At 57.5% G+C, this 19945-nt stretch carries 19 protein-coding genes; 9 read left to right on the top strand and 10 right to left on the bottom strand.

Annotated elements, in window-relative coordinates:
* Window positions 1–23 precede the first annotated feature (23 nt).
* The 4 genes from GOV90_RS03350 to GOV90_RS03335 form a co-directional block, all read right to left on the bottom strand.
* A complete protein-coding gene (locus GOV90_RS03350; protein WP_171090331.1) occupies window positions 24–1682 on the bottom strand; it encodes a tetratricopeptide repeat protein in 1659 nt (552 codons plus the stop codon).
* A 58-nt stretch (window positions 1683–1740) separates the two neighbouring features.
* A complete protein-coding gene (locus GOV90_RS03345) occupies window positions 1741–2949 on the bottom strand; it encodes a multidrug effflux MFS transporter (protein WP_171090329.1) in 1209 nt (402 codons plus the stop codon).
* A gap of 76 nt (window positions 2950–3025) precedes the next feature.
* The gene (locus GOV90_RS03340; RefSeq protein ID WP_171090327.1) at window positions 3026–3685 is read right to left on the bottom strand and encodes a DsbA family oxidoreductase; all 660 of its coding nucleotides are present in this window, start codon (window positions 3683–3685) and stop codon (window positions 3026–3028) included.
* Window positions 3682–5199, bottom strand: coding sequence for a class I adenylate-forming enzyme family protein (locus GOV90_RS03335; protein WP_171090325.1), 1518 nt, complete (start codon window positions 5197–5199; stop codon window positions 3682–3684). Before GOV90_RS03335 ends, GOV90_RS03340 begins: the two co-directional genes overlap by 4 nt.
* 65 nt (window positions 5200–5264) lie before the next feature.
* On the opposite strand from GOV90_RS03335, the gene GOV90_RS03330 reads away from it, so the two are divergent.
* Complete coding sequence (locus tag GOV90_RS03330; protein ID WP_171090323.1) at window positions 5265–5888, top strand: helix-turn-helix domain-containing protein; 624 nt, start codon at window positions 5265–5267, stop codon at window positions 5886–5888.
* On the opposite strand, the gene GOV90_RS03325 is transcribed toward GOV90_RS03330, so the two are convergent.
* Window positions 5877–6116, bottom strand: coding sequence for a hypothetical protein (locus GOV90_RS03325; RefSeq protein WP_171090321.1), 240 nt, complete (start codon window positions 6114–6116; stop codon window positions 5877–5879). The genes GOV90_RS03330 and GOV90_RS03325 overlap by 12 nt on opposite strands.
* 550 nt (window positions 6117–6666) lie before the next feature.
* Complete coding sequence (locus GOV90_RS03320) at window positions 6667–8496, bottom strand: extracellular solute-binding protein (protein ID WP_171090319.1); 1830 nt, start codon at window positions 8494–8496, stop codon at window positions 6667–6669.
* On the opposite strand from GOV90_RS03320, the gene GOV90_RS03315 reads away from it, so the two are divergent.
* The 3 genes from GOV90_RS03315 to GOV90_RS03305 all read left to right on the top strand — a co-directional run bounded on the left by GOV90_RS03315 (window position 8432) and on the right by GOV90_RS03305 (window position 10662).
* Entirely contained in the window at window positions 8432–8659 is a 228-nt protein-coding gene (locus GOV90_RS03315; protein ID WP_171089108.1) for a hypothetical protein, read from the top strand. The genes GOV90_RS03320 and GOV90_RS03315 overlap by 65 nt on opposite strands.
* 139 nt (window positions 8660–8798) lie before the next feature.
* The gene (locus tag GOV90_RS03310; protein ID WP_171090317.1) at window positions 8799–9572 is read left to right on the top strand and encodes a 3-hydroxybutyrate dehydrogenase; all 774 of its coding nucleotides are present in this window, start codon (window positions 8799–8801) and stop codon (window positions 9570–9572) included.
* A gap of 64 nt (window positions 9573–9636) precedes the next feature.
* Window positions 9637–10662, top strand: a complete 1026-nt coding sequence (locus GOV90_RS03305; RefSeq protein WP_171090315.1) for a patatin-like phospholipase family protein — start codon at window positions 9637–9639, stop codon at window positions 10660–10662.
* Here GOV90_RS03305 and GOV90_RS03300 read toward each other — a convergent pair whose 3' ends face one another.
* The 3 genes from GOV90_RS03300 to GOV90_RS03290 form a co-directional block, all read right to left on the bottom strand.
* On the bottom strand, window positions 10663–11340 hold the full coding sequence (locus tag GOV90_RS03300) for a DUF502 domain-containing protein (protein ID WP_171090313.1): 678 nt from the start codon (window positions 11338–11340) through the stop codon (window positions 10663–10665).
* Window positions 11341–11419: 79 nt separating this feature from the next.
* Window positions 11420–12331 (bottom strand): pseudouridine-5'-phosphate glycosidase, encoded by a 912-nt coding sequence (locus GOV90_RS03295; RefSeq protein ID WP_171090311.1) that lies wholly within the window; start codon window positions 12329–12331, stop codon window positions 11420–11422.
* Window positions 12328–13221: a PfkB family carbohydrate kinase gene (locus tag GOV90_RS03290; RefSeq protein WP_171090309.1), complete on the bottom strand. Its 894-nt coding sequence runs from the start codon at window positions 13219–13221 to the stop codon at window positions 12328–12330. The genes GOV90_RS03295 and GOV90_RS03290 overlap by 4 nt, the downstream gene beginning before the upstream one ends.
* 169 nt (window positions 13222–13390) lie before the next feature.
* Here GOV90_RS03290 and GOV90_RS03285 point away from each other — a divergent pair, with 169 nt between their 5' ends.
* Entirely contained in the window at window positions 13391–14533 is a 1143-nt protein-coding gene (locus tag GOV90_RS03285; protein ID WP_171105269.1) for a HupE/UreJ family protein, read from the top strand.
* A 7-nt stretch (window positions 14534–14540) separates the two neighbouring features.
* Here the strand turns inward: GOV90_RS03285 and GOV90_RS03280 are convergent, their stop codons facing one another.
* Window positions 14541–15161, bottom strand: a complete 621-nt coding sequence (locus GOV90_RS03280) for a thiamine phosphate synthase (protein ID WP_171090305.1) — start codon at window positions 15159–15161, stop codon at window positions 14541–14543.
* Between the two features lie 163 nt (window positions 15162–15324).
* On the opposite strand from GOV90_RS03280, the gene GOV90_RS03275 reads away from it, so the two are divergent.
* The 4 genes from GOV90_RS03275 (at window position 15325) to GOV90_RS03260 (ending at window position 19891) form a co-directional block, all read left to right on the top strand.
* Window positions 15325–16068, top strand: coding sequence for an RNA methyltransferase (locus GOV90_RS03275; RefSeq protein ID WP_171090303.1), 744 nt, complete (start codon window positions 15325–15327; stop codon window positions 16066–16068).
* 59 nt (window positions 16069–16127) lie between these two features.
* Window positions 16128–17273, top strand: a complete 1146-nt coding sequence (gene ctaA / locus GOV90_RS03270) for a heme A synthase (protein WP_171090301.1) — start codon at window positions 16128–16130, stop codon at window positions 17271–17273.
* Between the two features lie 4 nt (window positions 17274–17277).
* On the top strand, window positions 17278–18747 hold the full coding sequence (locus GOV90_RS03265; RefSeq protein ID WP_171090299.1) for a carboxypeptidase M32: 1470 nt from the start codon (window positions 17278–17280) through the stop codon (window positions 18745–18747).
* Between the two features lie 448 nt (window positions 18748–19195).
* Window positions 19196–19891 carry a THxN family PEP-CTERM protein gene (locus GOV90_RS03260; protein ID WP_171090297.1) on the top strand — a complete coding sequence of 232 codons (696 nt, stop codon included), beginning with the start codon at window positions 19196–19198 and terminating at the stop codon, window positions 19889–19891.
* Window positions 19892–19945: the final 54 nt, after the last annotated feature.

The raw sequence follows: 19945 nt of genomic DNA, 5'->3' as shown, positions 1-19945 counted from the left end.
GCGCGGCAGCGCGATCTATCCCATTAGTCACGCATCGCAGCCTGCGCACAGAAGCAAGAGGCCGCCACCATTTGGTCGGCTCGGGCCAAGGCCAGGTCGAGCCGCTGTTTGATTTGGCGGATTTCTGTCGCTTCCTTCCTCGCTGCGAGGCAATCGTGCAACCCCTTCAGGCTCCACACATTGTCGGGGTGGATCGAGGCGCGGCTGAGGCTTCCGCCCAAGCCCAGATCTTCGCGATAAACCTCTTCGGCCTCGGCGACGTGGCCTTGTTCGAAAAGCAAAGCGCCAAGCGCGTGGCGGGTGGGCTGCATCCAGCCCCAGGGTTCGTCATAGGGCAGGGTGTCGTCCAACTCGACTGATTGACGCAAATGAGCAAAAGCAATCTCGAAGTGGCCTTTGCGATATTCGATCTCGCCGCGCAGCATTTCCCGGGCAATCTCCAGCAGGTCGATCACGCGGTTGTTGTGCAGCCTGCGGGTTTCGGGAACGCATTCCTTGGCTGCGAGAAACAGGTTCTCTTCAGCTTCGGCGTGGATGATATCTCCCGTAGCGGCATGCGCGATGGCACGGGCGTAGTGGGTCGTGGCCGTCAGGGTGCGGTACAGGCCCGGATCAGAGGGCAGGTCCAGCGCCTTCGCCTCTTCCCAGCGGCCAAACCGGATCAGGATGTGTGGCCCCATGGACATGTAGCTTTCGAAGAAATCCGCCATGGGCGGGCTTTCGATACGCAGCATTTCTTCGGGCGTTGTATCCCATAGGCCCTGATTGGCGCGCAGGGCGGGTTCGATCTGTCCCAGAAACAGGGCGCCATAAATTGCGAAATGATAATTGTGTTGGCGATAGCCGGTGTAGATGTTGAACGCGCCTTCACGTTCGTAATACTTCAGGTCAGCTTCCGACGCTTTTTCGTTCCAGTGCACCACATTTTGGTAGTGGCCGCACAGCACGTCTATGTGTGTTGGCATATGCACCAGATGCCCCGCATCCGGGACCAAAGTGCGTAGTACATCCCCGGCTTTCAAAGCTTTTTCCGGCGTGGGCGACATCTCCATCAGGTGGACATAGAGGTGCAGCAGGCCAGGGTGTGACATGGCGGCTGGATCGTTGGCCATGGCCCATTCCAGCACTTCTTGGGCTTCACGTGTGGCTGCGCCTTCGGCGGGTTGGCCGGTTTTCAGATCCCACATCTGCCAAGGGGTCAGGTTCAGCAACGCTTCGACATAGACCGTGCGCAGGTCGAGGTGATCTTGATGCGCCGCAAACCCCGCCCGCATCGCGTCGGCAAAGTCATGGTCCCACTGGTGCATGTCTTCGATTGGGTCGGGTTGCGGGTAGCGCGCGGGAAGGGCATGGATCAGTGCTTGCTCAACAGGCGTGCAGGTATCGGCATATTCCAACGCCTTCTGCATTGCATCATGGGCCAGCGTAAGTGCCTTTTTTCGCCCTCGCTCATCCTGCAAGTCCCATGGCAAGTTATAATTGGGACCTGCCGCGTAGGCGACGCCCCAATGCGCCATGGCGCATTTGGGGTCATGCTCGACCGCGCGTTGAAAACACGCAACGGCTTCTTCGTGGTTGTACCCGTAGGTCCAGTTCAGGCCGCGGTCGAACCAACGCTGGGCATCTGGGTTTGTCGTTGAAACCGGGCAGGTGTATTTGCCCAGATCGTAATAATCATTCATCGAAAAACCTCCCCGCAGCCTGGGCTTAGGGTAGCGTGTTTCGGGGAGGTTGCACAGATCAGGCTGGCAGTCGCTGTTCCACCCGGCCCATATGCAGCATCAGGCCGAAAGCCAGAACGCACATGGTCAGGATGCCAAACGTCAAAGGAGCAATTGACCCATCGAACAGCAATCCGATCGGCGCGGCAATTGCCGCGGCCAACACTGTTGAAATCGATCCGATGACCGAGGCCGCCATGCCAGCAATGTGCCCCATCGGTTCCATCGCGATGGCGTTCAAGTTGCCGATCGTGATGCCTGCCATGAAGAAAACCATGGTTTGCCAAAAGACGAACAGCGCAAATGACGTTGTTGGAGACAGGTTGGTCATGTTCAGGAGAATGACCATTGATGTAATTGCGATCTGAGCGCCAAAGGCAAATGTCACCATCCGCCGCATTCCGACGCGCACCACCAACGCAGCGTTCAGCAGGCTGGCCGAGCCGGACATTAGAGCGACAAAGCCGAACCAAAAGGGAAAGCTGTCGGCCCGGCCGTGGATCACATCATAGACCGGCTGCACCATGGTCAGCATGGTGAACAGCATTCCCATGCACAGGGTTTGCACAAGGATCGACAGGCGCACTGTTGGATGGGCAAACATCTCTTGCACAGCGGCGATCATCAGGGGCAGGCGGAAGGGGCGGCGATTCTCGACAGCGAGAGACTCGGGCAGACGAACGCTCATCCAGCCGACGACGATAAGCGCAAACAAGATGAACGAAACAAAGATACCGCGCCAGCCAAACAAAGCGATGACACCTGCGCCTAGCATCGGTGCGATGGCAGGGACCAGTGTGAAGATCATCATCGCAATCGAGATGATGCGGGCCATCTCACGCCCGGAATAGAGATCCCTGATGATGGCCATGGCGACCACACGCGGACCAGCGGCGCCCAGACCCTGCACAACGCGCGCAATCAGAACCAGTTCCAGCGATGAACTGGCCCATGCAACCGCAGATGCCGCGATATACAAAAGTGCGCCGCCAAAAATCACAGGCTTGCGTCCCAGCGCGTCCGAGATCGGGCCGGTAAAGAATGTGCCGATCCCCATGCCCAACACAAAGGACGTCAGTATTAGCTGCGCCCGGTTAATGTCATCGGGGCTAAGCTGCGCGCCGATTTCGGGTAGGGCGGGCAGCATTGAATCGATCGAAAAGGCGATGGTAGCGAACATCATTGCGACCAAAGCAATGAATTCCGCCTTCGACATGCGGTTGGCCATGAAGCACTCCTAACCCGTTCGCGCTATCACGGAGGATCAGGTTAGGCCAGACTGGAAATTCGCACAGACCTCTGTGCTATTCTGCAGGGGAAGCCTCAAGCTGAGACATGATCTCAGCGATCACTTTCTCCCACATCTCAGGGGGTTGAGCGCCCGGAACTGCATGTTGGTTGGCAACAATGTAGGTGGGGACCGAACTGACGCCCATTTCGCGCGAATGGCTATCGCGATTGCGGATGTCGTCTCGGTCCGCGTCAGATTTCAGCAATTTCATGACAACGGCGGCGTCCATTCCGGCGCTGTCGGCGATGTCAGACAGCACTTCGGGGTCACCGATGTCACGGGCTTGTACGAAATATGCATCGAACAAAGCATCGACGACAGCGTTCTGTTTGCCTTCAATCCCGGCCCAATGGATCAGGCGGTGAGCGTCCAGCGTGTTGGGCGTACGCATCATGCCTTCGAAGTCGATCTTCAGGCCCGCGCTCTCAGCATGTTCCACCACAGGCGCATAGGCCCGCACAGCGCCGTCTTTGCCGCCGAATTTACGCTCAAGGTATTCGCGCCGGTCCATGCCTTCATCCGGCATGTCGGGGTTCAGCTGAAAGGGATGCCATTCGATGACAAAGGGGTGATCGGGGATATTGGCCAGTGCCTTGTCCAGATGCGTTTTGCCGATATAGCACCAGGGGCAGATCGGATCGGACAGGATGTCGAGCTTGACGGTCTGGGTCATGTGGTTGGAGCCTCGAAATAGGCCGGCAACGCGCGGCGCAGGAGTTTGCCATTACCGCCAGTTGGCAGGGCAGGCAGGTGGATGAAGGCGCGCGGTTGTTTGTAGCGGGCCAGATTGGCTTCGACATAGGCGCGCAGGGCCGCATCGTCCAGCTTTTCCGGACCAGTATAGAAGGCTGCTATCACAAATGTGTCCGGTTTGACCTCGACCGCCGCTGCACCGACCTGCGTAACGCCCGGAAAACGGGACAGCGCGGCTTCGACCTCGACCGGGGACACGCGATAGCCGCCCGCGTTCATCATGTCATCATCTCGGCCCAGATAGCTGATCTGGCCGTCTACCGCCATCGCGCCCTGATCTCCGGTCAGAAACCAGTCGCCTTGCATCCGCGCCTCGGCTTCGTCGGGTGCGTTGAGATAAGTCAGCATCAAACCGGGGTCTGATCGGTGTATGGCGATGGTGCCTTCCTGTCCTTGTGGTACTGGGCCGTCCGTCCCCAGGATCGCCACGCGACGCCCCGGTTGCGGCTGCCCTAGCGCGTCGCTGCGCGCGGGGTGGGCCGGGCTGGATGAGATAAAGGTCGAGCATTCGGACATGCCGTAGGCTTCGAACAGGTCGGTGCCGGTGCCGGTGACCCATTTCTCATGCAAAGCGCGCGACAGTTTCTCACCCGCGCATAAGCCATGGCGCAGGTCGGGCAATTCCATATGTTCGGACGTTTGCAGCATCTTTCGAAAAACACCGGGGGCGGCGGCAAAGATCGTTGCACGGTGCTGGCGCAATAAGGTCGGTAGCGCGTCAATACTGGTGCCGGGTTCCGGGATCAGGGCCGTTGCACCGATAGTCCACGGGTCCATCAATCCTGTGCCCAGCGTATAGGTCCAGTTGAACGCACCTGCATGGCACAATCGGTCGGTTTCGCGCAGGCCGTACCAGCCATCGACCATCATCTGCCGCGCCCAGATTGCCCGATGGGCGTGGGCCACGGCGCGTGGCTTGCCTGACGTTCCAGAGGTGTAGACGACATAGGCCATGCGCTCGGGGTCGCCCATGTCAAAACGGGCTGCAGTCAGATTTCGCATGGTTTTCAACGCATCCAATCCAATCTGCTTGGGGTGCGCAGCGCAGGCAACGTCGGGGTCGCGCAGAATGGCCGCTGGGGCAAGATCCGCGATCATTTTGGCCGTTTCAGGTTCCGTCAGTTGCGACGATGTCGGCACAGGAACGATGCCTACTGCAATTGCGCCAAGATAGGCGATCGGGAAATCCACTGTATTGCCTAGCCGCATCAATGCGATGTCGCCGGGTTTCAAACCGGCTTGCAACAACCCAGCACCGGTGCCCAAAACGGCTGCTTTCAGATCGCGGAAGCTCCAATCCTGCACGTCTCTCTCACGCAGCACGGACAGGGCAACCCTGCTGGGGATGCGATCCGCTTGGCCCAGAACATGAGCAGCCAGGTTAAAAGGTGTGGGGCAGGGCGCGGGCGCCCCCTGATCAAAGATGGACAACATGGCCCTTGGCTATCGCGGAGCCTGCCGCGTTGCAAGCGCGGCAGACCGGGCCTATAGAGAAGGGCATGAGCACTCAAGATCCAAAATCCCTGATCCGAATTGCCCGCGATTCCGGTGACCATACCGAAGTTGAACCTCTGGACCTAGGTGCGAGGGTGCGCGAGCTGCGCAAGGCGCGCAAATGGACTTTGGAACAGGCTGCCACACAGGCGGGATTGGCGCGCTCGACGCTGAGCAAGATCGAAAACGGGCAGATGTCGCCCACGTATGACGCGCTCAAGAAGCTGGCAATTGGTCTTGAGATTTCAGTGCCGCAACTGTTCACCCAGCCGCAGCGTGATCAGGTGATCGGTCGGATGTCTGTGACGCGTACTGGTGAAGGGACGGCCCATGCCACGGCCACCTATGAGCATGAGTTGCTGGCCGAGACGCTGACCAAGAAACATATGCTGCCATATCGCGCGCGGGTGCGGGCGCGGTCGATGGATGAGTTTGAGGGCTGGGTGCGCCACGATGGTGAGGAGTTCATGTATGTCCTCACGGGCGTTGTGCGGCTGTTCACTGAGTTTTATGAGCCTGTCGAAATGCGCCGTGGCGACAGCGCATATTATGATGGCAGCATGGGGCACAATGTCATCTCCGTCAGCGACGAAGATGCGACGATCCTTTGGGTCACATCACTTGCTTAGTGATGCGTGCGTGAATTCGCGGTTCAGACCTTCGGTAAACAGGAAATCTTCAACTTCTTCGTGCGCTTCGTTCATGGTTAGCTGGTGACGCTCTGCCAGATAAGCTTCGAACCCTTTCCGGTCCTTTGACACGCGCATCATGTCCTGATCCCGCAAGTTCGGAAAGCGCCGTTTTGCACGTGCGTAGGCCGCGCTCCAGTCTTGTTTAAGATCCGTCCAGTTCATCATCTTTGAGCTTTCCTTTTGTAGCCATTAGGACTGCTCTCCCCCACAACAGCGTACGGAAAGGCTGCCGTAGGGTAAGACATGACAAAATGTCGCACCGCACTTTCACAAATTATTTAGGGGTGGTGCCCGCTGCGAAAGCTCCGCAACGGGCGGGCGGGCCTGCAGTCGGTGTGAGTGGTGGCGGGCCCGATTATGCGTTCTCCGGCTCTGCCGAAGGGATCAGACGCTGTGCACGAAGGCGCATCTTCAAGTCCGCACCTGATCTAATTCATGCGCCGTGTGTATATCTTTTGCCCGAAAAATAAAGACTTCTAATGGGTTTCACGCACAACTCACCGAGTGTTGATGAACCTCTTTGGCCGATCCAGATATCGTGAACGTCCTATGGAGATGGAACGCCGTTGGTACCGTTTGCAGATACTCTGCGACGGATATTCTTTCATGCGCTCGTGTCGAAAATGATCAGCAGGAACTTGCTCAATTCTCGATGCTGATGAGAGTTGAGGCAAAAGAACCCGGGCTTGGTTGTCCCGGGTCCGCTAACATTGGCTTAGTTCGCATCATACCACCAGACATCGGGCATGTATTGGGGGCCATCCCCGTAGATCGGCAAAGTGTCGGGGAACTTTAGCTCGCGGATATGCGCAATGCGCCCGACATCAAAGCTCCAGATCGGAATCACATAGCGACCTGCGGTCAAGACACGGTCCAAAGCGCGGGTGGCCGTGGTGAAATCTTCGCGCGTCTCCGAGGCCAACATGGCATCGATCATCGCGTCGACGGCGGGCGAGGAAACCCCCATCAGGTTGCGCGTGCCTGGCGTGTCTACAAATTCTCTGCCCCAGTAGAACCTTTGTTCGTTGCCCGGCGACAAGGACAGGGCACGTCGGAAAGGCGTCATGTCGAAATCGAGCTCGTTCATGCGCGAGGTGTATTGCGCATCATCGACCTTTTCGACCACCAACTCGATGCCCAGACGTTCCAGAGCGCGGGCGTAAATCTCGGCTATGGTACCAACATCTTGCACGACATTCAGACTGCCCTGACTGATCACCATTTCAATCTTCAGCGGACGGCCTTCCGCGTTTTTGAGCACGCCATCCTGAACGGTCCATCCCGCGTCTTCCAGCAGCTTGACTGATTGGCGAATGTTGCGCCGGTTGCGTTCCGAGCCGTCGCCTTGTGGCAATTCGTACCCTTCCAATGTGCCGGGCGTCAGCTCAGCCTCAAAAGGCTCCAGCAAAGCGCGCACCGGTTCAGTTGCCGGCCCAGGTTGCATCGCCAGATCAGAGCCAGAGAAGTAAGAAGAAATACGAGGCTGTGCGCCGCCCGTGACCGTGTCGTTGATAAATTCAAAATTGAAGGCAAGCGTCAGCGCTTCGCGCACGCGCCAGTCATCCAGCGGTGGTTTGCGGGTGTTCATCACAAAGCCCGTCATCCCCGATGGTTTTCCATGGGGAATTTCAGTCTTGATCACGTCGCCGCGCTGAACGGCCGGAAAACTGTATTGCTTGTTCCATTTGTCTGCGTTGAACTCGCGCACGGCCGACAGTTCTCCGGCTTTGAAAGCTTCGAACGCGACAGATCCGTCGCCGTAGAATTCAATCCGCAGCTCATCGAGGTTCATGGTGCCGCGACGAAACGGAATGTCAGCGCCCCAATAGTCCGGGTCACGTCGCAGGTTCACATAGCGACCGGCCTCATAGCTGTCGATTATGTACGGACCGGTTCCGATTGGAACATCCTGTAACTTGGCATTCGCGAAATCCTTTCCGTCCCACTGCGCCTTTTGCAGGATCGGACGCATCCCGGCCAGCAAGGCCAATTCCCGGTCAGGCTCGTTGAACGTGATCCGAACCGAGCTCGGTCCGGTCTGTTCAATGCTGTCGATCTTGTCCCACAGCCCTCGGTACCGCAGATGCCCTTCGGTTCCGAGGGTCTCATATGACCAGATCACATCCTCGACCGTGACGGGGCTGCCGTCGGAAAATCGAGCCTCTTCGCGCAGAGTGAATTCGACCCAAGACCTGTCCGGTGCCGCTTCAACTGATTCGGCTAACAGCCCGTAAAGTGTGAAAGGTTCGTCCCAAGACCGACCCATTAGGCTTTCGTGGGTCCAAAACGGCAACTGCCAAGGAGAGGTGCCTTTTTGCAAAAACGGGTTCAGACTGTTATAGCCGCCGGTGTTTCCGAACACCGCTTTGCCGCCTTTGGGCGCATCCGGGTTGGCGTAGGGGAGGGACACAAAATCCGGTGGTAGGGCCGGGTCCCCATACATAGCTATGCCATGAGACGATTCTGCATGGGCGACAGACATGAGAAAAATGCTGGCGATTCCCGCCGCAAATGGTCGAAACGGTCGGAGAAAATCCGGGCTCATTTTGGAAACAATCCTGCTCTGGCCTTATTTTGTTGGGATTCATCGTAGTGATGATTTTTCATATTATCAAACTTTTAGCTTGGACGAAGGCGCAGAATTGCTTATAAAGGTTCCACTGCTCGATAGGTTTCTTGCCTGTATGAAACCTGCCTCAATAACTTAACGCCCGCTTCGTGCGGGCGTTTTTTTTTGGGCAGTTCCGAATGTCCAGGTCCGGGATTTCAATTCCATATGTTTCCCCGTTTTCTTTGCAGGTGCAGCATGGCATGGTGCGCGAGGATATCGCATCAGGGAGATCGGTCATGAGCCTTTCGGGCAAAACGGCAATCATCACAGGGTCAAATTCAGGCATAGGTCTGGGGGTCGCGCGCGAGTTGGCCAAGGCAGGGGCCAATGTGGTTTTGAATTCCTTTACCGATCGGGATGAAGATCATGCGTTGGCTGCAGAGATTGCAAAAGAAACCGGAACCAACGCGCGCTACATCAAAGCGGATATGTCCAAAGGCGATGAGTGCCGCGCACTGATCGAGCAGGCAGGGGCCTGTGATATTCTGGTGAACAACGCGGGCATTCAGCATGTCTCTCCGATTGATCAGTTCCCGACCGAGAAATGGGATGCGATTATTGCGATCAATATGAACTCGGCGTTTCACACCACTGCTGCAGCGTTGCCGATGATGCGCAAGGCGGGATGGGGCCGGATCGTCAATATTGCCTCGGCCCACGGTTTAACGGCCTCACCTTACAAGGCGGCCTATGTCGCCGCAAAGCATGGTGTGGTCGGGATGACCAAAACTGTCGCGCTTGAGACCGCGCAGGAGCCGATTACCTGCAACGCGATTTGTCCGGGTTATGTTCTGACGCCTCTGGTAGAGGCACAGATCCCGGACACGATGAAGGAATACAACATGAGCCGCGAAGACGTGATCAAGAACGTCATGCTGGAACGGCAGCCTTCCAAGGAGTTTGCCACCGTTGAGCAGCTGGGCGGCACGACCGTCTTTCTATGCTCGGACGCTGCGGCACAGATTACCGGGACAACGATTTCGGTCGATGGAGGCTGGACCGCGCTTTGAGAATCCATGGGGGCGCTGCCCCCATACCCCCGGAGTATTTTTGAAAAGATGAAGGGGCTGAGGCATGAAACGTATCAATCTGGCATTGCAGGGTGGTGGAGCGCATGGGGCGTTCACCTGGGGGGTCCTTGACAGGTTTCTGGATGAAGAAGACGTCGAGGTTGCGGCCATTACAGGGACGTCAGCGGGGGCGTTGAACGGGGCCGCGTTCAAGTCAGGTATGGTGCATGCCGGGCGCGACGGCGCACGCGCAAGTCTGGATGCGGTGTGGGCGCGTATGGGAGCGATTGGCGATATGCGTATGGCCCATTGGTTCCGAGGGGTGGAGCCTGCAGCGATTTCCAGAGCTATGGAGTATTCGGTCCCTTATTCCTTAGGCGAGGCGTGGTCCCGAATGGTGTCGCCTTATGCATATGGTCCATTTTACAGCAATCCGTTGGAGTCGGTGGTTGATCGGTTCAACTTTGCCGAAGTGTGCGCAGATGAAGGCCCTCGCCTGTTTGTCTGTGCGACCTGTGTGCGAAGTGGAAAGATCCGTGTCTTTACCGGAGATGAAATTTCGACAGACGCCATTTTGGCCTCGGCGTGTTTGCCGACCCTGTTCAAGGCGGTCGAAATCTATGATCCTGAAACCGAGCGGACCGAGGCGTATTGGGACGGTGGCTATACAGGGAACCCGGCGCTTTATCCGTTGTTTGCTAACGATCTGCCTGACGACGTGGTGATCGTGAACATCAACCCGCTGGAGCGCGATGAAGTGCCCGTCACGCCGCAGCAGATCCAGAACCGGATTAATGAAATTAGTTTCAATTCATCTCTGTTTCGCGAACTTAGGGCGATCAGTTTTGTGCAGCGGTTGCTGAAAGAGGGCAAACTGAAAGCCGGTGAAATGAGCCGTGTTTTGGTGCACATGATTGCGGATAACGAACTGATGAACAGCTTGTCTGTTGCAACCAAGACTGTCCCCAATCCGGTTATCCTGCACAAGCTCAAGCAGGCCGGGCGCGACGCGGCAGATGGATTTCTTGCGAAACACAAAGACGATCTTGGCCAGAACAGCACAGTGGATCTGCCTGCGATGTTTGGCTGATCATTCAGGCGGTTGGGTCGGGTCTTTTTCGTTGGGGTATACCAGACCAGCCGAAATCACCAGTTTCGCTGCGTCTTCGATGCTCATGTCCAGCAAGATTACGTCTTCGGCCGGAAAGAACAGCAGGAAGCCTGAGGTCGGGTTGGGCGTGGTCGGCACAAAGACGCTGAGCAATTCGCCCCCGGTTTCGGCCCGTTGGCTGACCTCGCCGCGCGCGCTTGTCGAAACAAAACCGATGGCCCAGATGCCCCGGCGTGGATACTGAATCAGGCAGGCTTTTTCAAAGGACCGCTCGGTCTGCGCAAATACAGTTTCCGAGATCTGCTTGATCCCGGAATAAACCGACCGCACGACGGGCATCCGGTCGACCAGGCTTTCGGCGAAATGGATCAGCGAGCGGCCCAGAATGCCTTTGGCGATCCACCCGACGATGATTGTGAAGATCAGGAAGATCACCACACCCACACCACGCAGGTTGATGCCCACATATTGTTCTGGTTGGAATTGTTGTGGAACCAGCGGCAGAACGGCGCTATCGATCCAGCCGACCACAGACCAGATCAGCCAGACGGTCAACCAGACAGGTGCAATAACGACGATGCCGGTCAGAAAGGAGCCGCGCAGCCGTGAAAGCAGGCCGGGGCGGCGATGGGGCTCTTCGTCGAAAGGTGTGTTCATTGCAGGTCCGAGTGGGCAGTTCCGAATGGTTTCCGGGGTTTAGGTAGTCAATCCGTCGCTTTGGTACAATAGGGCTGCGTCAACCCTGCTGCACCAGCGACTGCGCGATTTTGGCGGCCAGGCGTGCGTTGTTGCGGACCAGCGCGATATTGGCGGTCAGCGAACGGCCTTCGGTTTTCTCAAAAATGCGTTGCAGCAGATAGGGGGTCACGGCTTTGCCGGTGATGCGGTGGGCATCCGCGTCGGCCTGAGCCTCGGCGATGATCGGGGCCAGTTCCCCGGCCGCTATCTGATCGGCGGCAGGGATCGGGTTGGCAACCAGCTGTCCGCCGGGCAAACCCAGCGCCCGCCGCGTGGCATGGGCTTTGGCGATGGCTTCGGCACTGTCCATGCGCAGAGGCGCGGCATAAGGTGATTTGGCTGACCAAAATGCAGGGAACTCATCTTGCCCATACGCGATGACTGGCACGCCCAAAGTCTCTAGCACTTCAAGCGTTTTGGCGAGGTCCAGGATAGCTTTGGCCCCGGCAGCAACCACTGTGACCGGCGTATGGCCCAGCTCGTGCAGGTCGGCAGAAATGTCGAACGTTGTCTCTGCGCCCTGATGCACACCACCGATGCCGCCAGTGGCAAAGACCTCGATCCCGGCGTACTGCGCGGCGATCATGGTGGCGGCGACGGTTGTGGCCCCGGTGCCCCCGGTCGAAATGCAGGCCGCCATGTCTGCGCGCGAGATCTTGGCGACACCCTGTGCCTGTCCCAGCCATTGCAGTTGCTCGGGTTCCAGCCCCACGTGCAGTTTACCTGCAATCACCGCCATGGTTGCCGGAACTGCGCCCGCATCACGAATGTCCTGTTCGACCTGAGCCGCAACTTCGACGTTTTGCGGATAAGGCATTCCATGGGTGATGATGGTGCTTTCCAGCGCAACGATGGGTTGGCCTGCGTCTTTGGCGGCGCGGACCTCAGCTGAGTATTGAATGTCGATCACAGTGGGGTTTCTCCGGAAACATAGGTTGCAGCGGCGTGCAGAGCGCGGGTCAAGGCCTCGTCACTCGATGCGCCGCCGGATTCTGAGGCGATATGGGCCGCCATGAAGGTATCCCCGGCACCGGTCACTCGGGTGACCAGAACAGACGGGGGCGTTTGGGTTAGAATTTCGTCGGAACTGCCTACGGTGGCTGAGTTTCCACCGTCAGTCACCAGCACGCGTAGCGCGCCGCGATCCAGCAGACCCTTGGCAGCGGATTCGGAGTCGGTGAATTCACGTTGGCAGAGGATGCCGGCCTCTTCGAGGTTCACGTAAAGCGTGGCGCGGGCGTGCTTGAGGAAGGGCAGCAGCCGTTCGGCTTTACCGGGCGAGGCTGGGGCCACGCGCAGGTCGGCGCGGGCAAAAGCGGGGCTTTGGGCAATTTCTTCCAACAGGTCCAGCGTCAGGTTGCCATCCAGCGCGATGGGTCCTTCAAAGGGCGCATTCTCATAGCCCAGTGGTCCATGCATCAAAGGGCGCAGGATCTTTGCGCCTGCAGCTTCCAGCGAGTGCGCGTCAGCAATGGCCGCGATCAGCCCGTTTGCGCCTTCGACGGCCATATAGCGGTCGGTCGGCAAATCCTGAGAGCGATAGATGTGATCCGTGACCATGCCCAGCCGCGAACAGGCGTGGACAAGCTCATCACCCTCGGGATCGCGACCAATTGCGGTGAGCAAAGTAGGGGTCATACCAAAGCGCACCAGCGTCATGGCGATGTTCATCGCAACGCCGCCGGGCAAACGGGTGATGCGCCCCGGCACGTCCGAACCTTGTCGCATGGCGCTTGCTGATCGTCCGATCACGTCCCACAGGACCGAACCGATACATAGTATATTGGCGTTCTGAGTCATGAAGATGTCATGCCGCAGCGGTGATGCCCGTGCAAGTCAGAACGTAACCGCTGTCAGATATTCCCGAACCACCCGGCAATTACGCCTTTTGCGCTTGCGAACAGAGACCTGCACGGGAACAATTGACCACAATGATTGGTGATTTGTTTCCTTTACCGGAGTGTTTCTTATGAACGGCCGTGTATTTCGGGCCATCCTTCGTGTCTTTGCCCTCATTATTTTTAGCTGTTTGGTCTTTGCGTTCCTTTCTTCAAGCGCGGGGCGGGCGCAATCTGAACAACCTACGGTGATTGATTTCTGGATCGCCGATGAAAAGCTGTTCCTTGAGGTTGGATTGAATGCTGAAGCACTGTTGCTTGGGTTTGATCCAACACGGCATGAAGTTCTTTCCGGGGATCCGCAGTACCTGACACTGCGGCAGACGACGTCATCGGAACTGGAACCACAGATCAGAGCGTTTGTTGAAACGTGGGTGCAGGACGTCGAAGTCCAGGTTCCCGAGCGTTTGAAACTGACTTTGGAACGCGTGCTTGTCCTTGAAGGCGGTGGTAAGGAAGAAGCGCGTGTTACCAAACTGCTGCTAACAGCACCTTTTCCGGATCAAGCTTCGAACCTGAAAATGCGCTGGCCGGTTGATGGCGGGCCGATTGTGCTGCGGCAGCAGGGCGTTGCGGCGCCCTATACCAGTTACTTGGCGGCCGGTGAAACCAGCCCTCTCATACCATTGCGCGGAGGGGCATCCTTGACGCCGCAACAGACACTACAGACGTTTTTTGCGTTGGGGATCGATTACGTCATAAACGCTCCGTTCACACCGTGCTTGCTTGCCGTGGTCCTTGTGTTTCTGTCCTTGTCCTTGCGAGCAGTCGTGGCGCAGGTGGTGTTTCTGTCAGTTGGCGTGTTCGTTGGGCTTGGCTTGGCTGTCTACGACGTGTTGAACGTGCCGACCTATGTTGGTTTACATGCGCCGACGGCGTTTGTCATCGGGCTGGCGTTGTGGAACCTCGTGGAACGACGGTTGCAGGTTGCGCGGCTGTTGACCGTGTTTGTTGGCGGAACAGTGTTTGGATTGGCTTTGGCAAGGGCTCTTCGGGCTATCGGCGTGCCGCCGGACCATCAGCTTCCAGCGATGTTGGGGTTTGGGGCTGGGGTTGTGGTGCCGCTGGTTTTGGCTGCCTCGGCTGCGTTTGGACTGGCGCTATTGTTTGCTGGCCGTTCGCACAGGACCCGCGGCCGGATAGCAGTTCTGGCCTCAATCCTGATTGCAGGGCTCGGGGTGTATTGGCTAGCCGAGCCTTGGATGTTGGGGTGATGCCCGGTTAGGACATCGCTGCTGTTAGAGTGTTCAGCGTGCCAAGCGGATCGTCGCTGTTCCAGATTTCGTCCCCAATGCCGAAGAAATCGGTGCAGGGGGCTAGGTCGCGGATCAGGTCGGGCGTTAGTCCACCTTCGGCCACAACCGGAACTTCGATCATCTCGGACCACCACTGGAACAGATCCTTTTCGGCACGCGTGCCATCGCCCAAAACGGTGGTGCCAACAGGACCGAAGGCTACATAATCGGCACCGTTTTCACCAGCGGTCATACCGTCATGGCTGGAGGCACCGCAGAAACTACCGACAATTGCATCTGCGCCCAATTCCTTGCGCGCAGCCCTGACGGACCGAGCCGCGTCGTCCAAATGCACACCGTCCAGACCAAGACGCTGGGCCAGCAGCACGTGGTTCGAAATAACGATGGCCACATCACGCGCGTGGGCAACTTCGCGGCAGGCATCTGCCGCACGGGAAAGGGTGTCTTCGTCGTTTCCGGCCAGCGCCAGACGAATGCAGGCGATATCGGCACCGTCCAATACCGTTGCCAGCTTGTTTGTGAAGGTGCTCAACTCGATGGTCGGAGGCGTGATCAGGTAAATCTGCGGCTGCTCGGGGGTTTCCATGGGCGCGTCCTTCGGCTTTTGGTCTTTGGCGCGGTTTAGCGGATTGCGGAGGGGAAGCAAACTTTTTAGCCCGCCAAGCAGGTATTTGGAAACAGAAGAAGAGGATCGGGTTGCCCTGTAAACGCCATCGGATTAGAGCGGGCGGAACTTTTCGGAGACAGCCATGCCCAGCGATACCTCTCAGCCCTCTTTCGTGCTTGTGCGCCCACAGATGGGGGAAAACATCGGCGCCGCCGCGCGCGCGATGTGGAATTTTGGTCTGGACCGTATGCGCATTGTGGCCCCGCGCGACGGCTGGCCGAACCCCAAAGCCGTGGCCATGTCCAGCGGGGCAGGGCGGTTGCTGGATGAGGCGCAATTGTTCGACGATCTGGCAGGTTCGCTGGCCGACAGCACGTTTGTCTTCGCGACCACCGCCCGGCAACGCGGGTTGACCAAACCGGTCTACAGCCCGGAACGTGCGATGCAGATCGCGGCTGAGAAAGTCGCAGCAGGAGAAAAAGTCGCCGTGCTGTTCGGTCCTGAACGCGCAGGGCTTGAGAATGAGGACATTGCAAAGGCCAACGCGATCATATCGGTTCCGGTGAACCCGGAATACGCCTCGCTGAACCTGGGGCAATGCGTGTTACTGACCGCCTATGAGTGGATGCGCCAGACCGGCGACGTGGTGCACAAGACCACCGATTTGGGCAAAGGCGACTGGGCCACTGGGATCGAAGTGGAAAAACTGGTCGAGCATTACGAGGACCGTCTTGAAGAGGCCGGGTTCTTCTATCCCCCTGAAAAAGCAGAGGGTATGAAAGTCAATCTGCGTAATCTGTGGTCGCGGATGCGGATGACGCGGGCTGATGTGCAGATGCTGCATGGGATCATGCGGCAGATGGTCCGCTGGAAAGACAAAGGCTGAGGCTGGACCTATCTTCCACCAAGCCCTAGCTTGCGACAAAATCAGGACATGAGGACAGCATGAGCGGTAAGCGCAGCATCTTCGAAGAGGTCTCGGACACCGAAAAACAACAAGCCGTGCAACCGGGAATGATCGACCGGGGACGCGGCGGCGCGCGCCAAGCGATCCGTGTTTGGCTGATGATCCTGTTTGCTTTGGTTGTTGTGATGATCGCAGTTGGTGGCTTGACGCGCCTGACCGACAGCGGCCTTTCGATCACGGAATGGCGCCCGATCACCGGAGCCATCCCGCCGATGAATGAGGCCGACTGGCAGGCGGAATTCGACAAATACAAGCAGATCGACCAATGGCGCATTCAAAACCAATGGATGGAGTTGAATGATTTCAAGTTCATCTACTGGTGGGAATGGGGCCATCGTCAACTGGGCCGCGTGATCGGACTTGTCTGGGCCCTCGGGTTCTTTGGTTTCTTAGCTGCACGTAAAATTCCAACCGGCTGGGCCGGTAAGCTGTTGATTCCGGGCCTTTTAGGCGGTGTTCAAGGTGCGGTCGGATGGTGGATGGTCGCCTCGGGCGTGACGCAGGGTGAGGGCATGACCGCCGTTGCCAGTTATCGTCTGGCCACACATTTGGGTCTGGCTTTTGTGATCCTGGGCTTCTTGGCGTGGTACATCTTTGAACTTGGCCGCGAAGAACGCGACCTGATGCAGGCGCGCCGCGCGAAAGAGGCCAAACTGTTCTCACTGTCCACCGGTCTGATGCATTTCGCCTTTTTACAAATACTCATCGGCGCGCTGGTTGCTGGGATTGACGCCGGGCGGTCTTACACCGACTGGCCCTTGATCGGCGGGCAAGTATTCCCACCCGATGCCACAGCGCTGGAGCCAATGTGGCGGAACTTCTTTGAAAGTCCCGGATTGGTTCAGTTCATTCACCGCTGCGCGGGGTATCTGCTGTTCATCTTTGCTTTCATCGTCTGGCGTCGTGGCGGGACCAGCGCGCATCCGCAGACACGATTTGCCTTCAATGCCGCCTTTGCCGCGCTGGCGCTGCAGGTTGTCGTCGGCATCGTGACTGTGGTCTACGGTGCGCCCTGGCAGATCGCTATCTTCCATCAGTTCATGGCCGTTGTCGTCTGGACCCTGATCCTGCGCGCCCGGTTCTTGACCGCTTATCCCCTTGCAACATCCCTGCGCGGAGTATGATCCTATGACCGCTTTCAATGATCTCATGGCCTTTCAGCGTGAAACCTCGGCTTTGGGCCAGATTGCCGGGCGGCTGGGCTGGGATCAGGAAACCGTCATGCCACGCGGGGCCGCACCGCAGCGTGCCGAAGAAATGGCCGCGATTGAGGCCGTGCTTCACGCGCGCCGTTCCGATCCGCGTGTGGCGGAATGGCTTGAGCAAGCCGCGCCACAGGACGAAGTGGGTAAGGCCCAGTTGCGTGAAATCCGTCGGGCCTATGAGCGTGCGGTGAAAGTGCCTGCTGATCTGGCAACAGCGATCGCCCGTGTGACATCCGCTGCGCAGGGGTCTTGGGCGCAGGCGCGGGCGGATGAAGACGTTTCAGCTTTCCTGCCGGTGCTTGAAGAGGTTGTGTCGCTCAAACGGCAGGAAGGCGAGGCATTGGCGCAGGGCGGTGACGTCTATGACGCGATGGTCGAGGATTATGAGCCCTATACAACCGGCGCGCAGATTGCGGCCATTTTTGATGAAATGCGTCCGCGCCTTGTGGCTTTGCGCGCCGCCGTACTGGACCGACCGGAACCGGCAGCCCTGAATGGCAGCTTTGATGAACAAACCCAGATGCGCCTGACGCAAAAACTGGCGACAACATTTGGATATGATCTGAATAACGGCCGGGTGGACAAGGCGGTGCATCCGTTCAGCTCGGGCAGCGGTTTGGACGTGCGCATCACCACGCGCACCAGCGAAACGGATCCCTTTAATTGCTTCTATTCCACCATTCACGAGGTCGGCCACGCCGCGTATGAGCAGGGTATCGACAAAGCCTATTTGCTGACCCCGCTTGGGTCCGGTGTGTCAATGGGCGTACACGAAAGCCAAAGCCGGATCTATGAAAACCAACTTGGCCGCTCGCGCGCCTTTACCGGTTGGCTGTTCACCCAAATGACTGAGGCTTTTGGTGATTTCGGCATTGCCAATACAGATGCGTTCTATGCGACTGTGAACCGAGTTCATAATGGCTATATCCGCACCGAGGCGGATGAGGTGCAATACAACCTACACATCATGCTGCGTTTTGATCTGGAACGCGCCCTGATGGCCGGAGACTTGCAGGTGAGCGACCTCGAATCCGCGTGGAACGATCGGTTCAAGACAGATTTTGGCTACGCGGTCGACAAACCTTCGAATGGTTGTTTACAGGATGTGCACTGGTCCGTTGGGCTGTTCGGCTACTTCCCGACCTACTCCTTGGGCAACGTTTACGCCGGATGCCTTTATCAGGCTTTGCGTGCAGCCGTACCGGGGCTGGATACCCAACTTGCAGAAGGTGACACCTCGGGCGCGACGGGCTGGTTGCGGGATCAGGTTCAGCAGCATGGCGGGCTTTATGCACCGCGCGACATCATTGCACGTGCCAGCGGCGTAAAGCCGGGGCCAGAGCCATTGCTTTCCTATCTGGAAGAAAAGTTCGGAGCACTATACGAGCTGTGAGCTGAATACACAGTTTCCGGCCTGTGGACACAAAGGTGGGACCTCCCGCGTGACGCCGCGGGGGAAGAGCGGTTTTTGACCGTTTTTCAATGTAGATGCTCTGATCCTCAGATGATTGCAGTTGGTGAAATCAATACAGCGCATGTGTCACCAGTTTGCGACCCAAAGCGAGCGGCATCCCCCGAGGCAGTATTCACGCGTATCGTGCCGTTACCAGATACCGTCGGGTTGGTGTTTGGGGCCAAAGGAATTGTATCCCAATAAGAGTAAAAGCTCTCATTCACCCTTACTGTTGCAGTAATGGTAACGATGTTGAGGGTTTTTGCTTCAAATGAGGAAAAAAGGTGGCCAAATTGTGTCTGGGTTGCTAATTGATCTTAAGTCTGTGTGGCACTTCTGTGGGAGTGCGTATTTGTGAAAAGTGATTGAAGGGTTAGGGGTTAAACACATGGCACTGAAAAGCAACGTGGCTGCGATTGCCTTAGTTGGGGTGTTGGCCGGAAGCGCCGCCTCAGCGTTGAGCGTAACAGCCATTTCTCCCTCTTGGCAGAACGTCAATCCGACGACTGGTATTACTGAAAGCAGCTCTGGTTCAACGATTTCGCTGCGTTGGGGCGGTGGCAGTAACCCGAGTGGTTATGATTTTACGCCGACGGGTACACCAATATTGAACCTTTCGCCGGACACAGCTTTTGACTTGGGACAGTTCACTCATCTCAACTTCCCGATTCCGGGGGAAGTTCTGAGTTCGGTTGATCTTGTCGTCGATCTGCAAATCGGCGGCGGACCTTTGGTGTCTTCAACTTTTTCACTGACTCATAATGAGACCGTGAACCAACAGTCAAATTGTCCTCAGGATCCAACGCCCTGCAACGATATTGTGACCATTGCCAACACACTCGGGTCCCAGAACTTCTCTTTTGGTGGACAGAACTATGTGTTCTCGGTGCTCGGCTTTTCACAGGACGGCGGGAACACAATTTCAACTGGTTTCAGTACAGTTGAAGAGACAAAGAATTATGCAACGCTTTATGGTCAGTATACAGTCGCTCCTGTTCCGCTGCCTGCTGCCGGGTGGCTGTTGCTTGGGGGCATCGGTGGGCTGTTCGCCTACGGGCGTCGCCAAAAGCGCAATACCGCCTAGACAAGGTTTTTCTGCCGCAAGTTCGTTAATGCGGCAGAGGATTGAAAAAGCGCA

The sequence above is a fragment of the Ruegeria sp. HKCCA5929 genome (genome assembly GCF_013034525.1).
Lineage (GTDB): Bacteria > Pseudomonadota > Alphaproteobacteria > Rhodobacterales > Rhodobacteraceae > Ruegeria.
This window is presented reverse-complemented; position numbering and strand designations above follow the sequence as displayed.

Bases quoted from the DNA above. Each gene is read 5' to 3' on its own strand.
- GOV90_RS03280 (WP_171090305.1), bottom strand. From the start codon at position 15,161: ATGGAAACCCCCGAGCAGCCGCAGATTTACCTGATCACGCCTCCGACC.
- GOV90_RS03330 (WP_171090323.1), top strand. From the start codon at position 5,265: ATGAGCACTCAAGATCCAAAATCCCTGATCCGAATTGCCCGCGATTCC.
- GOV90_RS03265 (WP_171090299.1), top strand. From the start codon at position 17,278: ATGACCGCTTTCAATGATCTCATGGCCTTTCAGCGTGAAACCTCGGCT.
- GOV90_RS03320 (WP_171090319.1), bottom strand. From the start codon at position 8,496: ATGAGCCCGGATTTTCTCCGACCGTTTCGACCATTTGCGGCGGGAATC.
- GOV90_RS03350 (WP_171090331.1), bottom strand. From the start codon at position 1,682: ATGAATGATTATTACGATCTGGGCAAATACACCTGCCCGGTTTCAACG.
- GOV90_RS03325 (WP_171090321.1), bottom strand. From the start codon at position 6,116: ATGATGAACTGGACGGATCTTAAACAAGACTGGAGCGCGGCCTACGCA.
- GOV90_RS03290 (WP_171090309.1), bottom strand. From the start codon at position 13,221: ATGACTCAGAACGCCAATATACTATGTATCGGTTCGGTCCTGTGGGAC.
- ctaA (WP_171090301.1), top strand. From the start codon at position 16,128: ATGAGCGGTAAGCGCAGCATCTTCGAAGAGGTCTCGGACACCGAAAAA.
- GOV90_RS03305 (WP_171090315.1), top strand. From the start codon at position 9,637: ATGAAACGTATCAATCTGGCATTGCAGGGTGGTGGAGCGCATGGGGCG.
- GOV90_RS03315 (WP_171089108.1), top strand. From the start codon at position 8,432: ATGAGAAAAATGCTGGCGATTCCCGCCGCAAATGGTCGAAACGGTCGG.
- GOV90_RS03345 (WP_171090329.1), bottom strand. From the start codon at position 2,949: ATGGCCAACCGCATGTCGAAGGCGGAATTCATTGCTTTGGTCGCAATG.
- GOV90_RS03340 (WP_171090327.1), bottom strand. From the start codon at position 3,685: ATGACCCAGACCGTCAAGCTCGACATCCTGTCCGATCCGATCTGCCCC.
- GOV90_RS03335 (WP_171090325.1), bottom strand. From the start codon at position 5,199: ATGTTGTCCATCTTTGATCAGGGGGCGCCCGCGCCCTGCCCCACACCT.
- GOV90_RS03285 (WP_171105269.1), top strand. From the start codon at position 13,391: ATGAACGGCCGTGTATTTCGGGCCATCCTTCGTGTCTTTGCCCTCATT.
- GOV90_RS03300 (WP_171090313.1), bottom strand. From the start codon at position 11,340: ATGAACACACCTTTCGACGAAGAGCCCCATCGCCGCCCCGGCCTGCTT.
- GOV90_RS03260 (WP_171090297.1), top strand. From the start codon at position 19,196: ATGGCACTGAAAAGCAACGTGGCTGCGATTGCCTTAGTTGGGGTGTTG.
- GOV90_RS03310 (WP_171090317.1), top strand. From the start codon at position 8,799: ATGAGCCTTTCGGGCAAAACGGCAATCATCACAGGGTCAAATTCAGGC.
- GOV90_RS03275 (WP_171090303.1), top strand. From the start codon at position 15,325: ATGCCCAGCGATACCTCTCAGCCCTCTTTCGTGCTTGTGCGCCCACAG.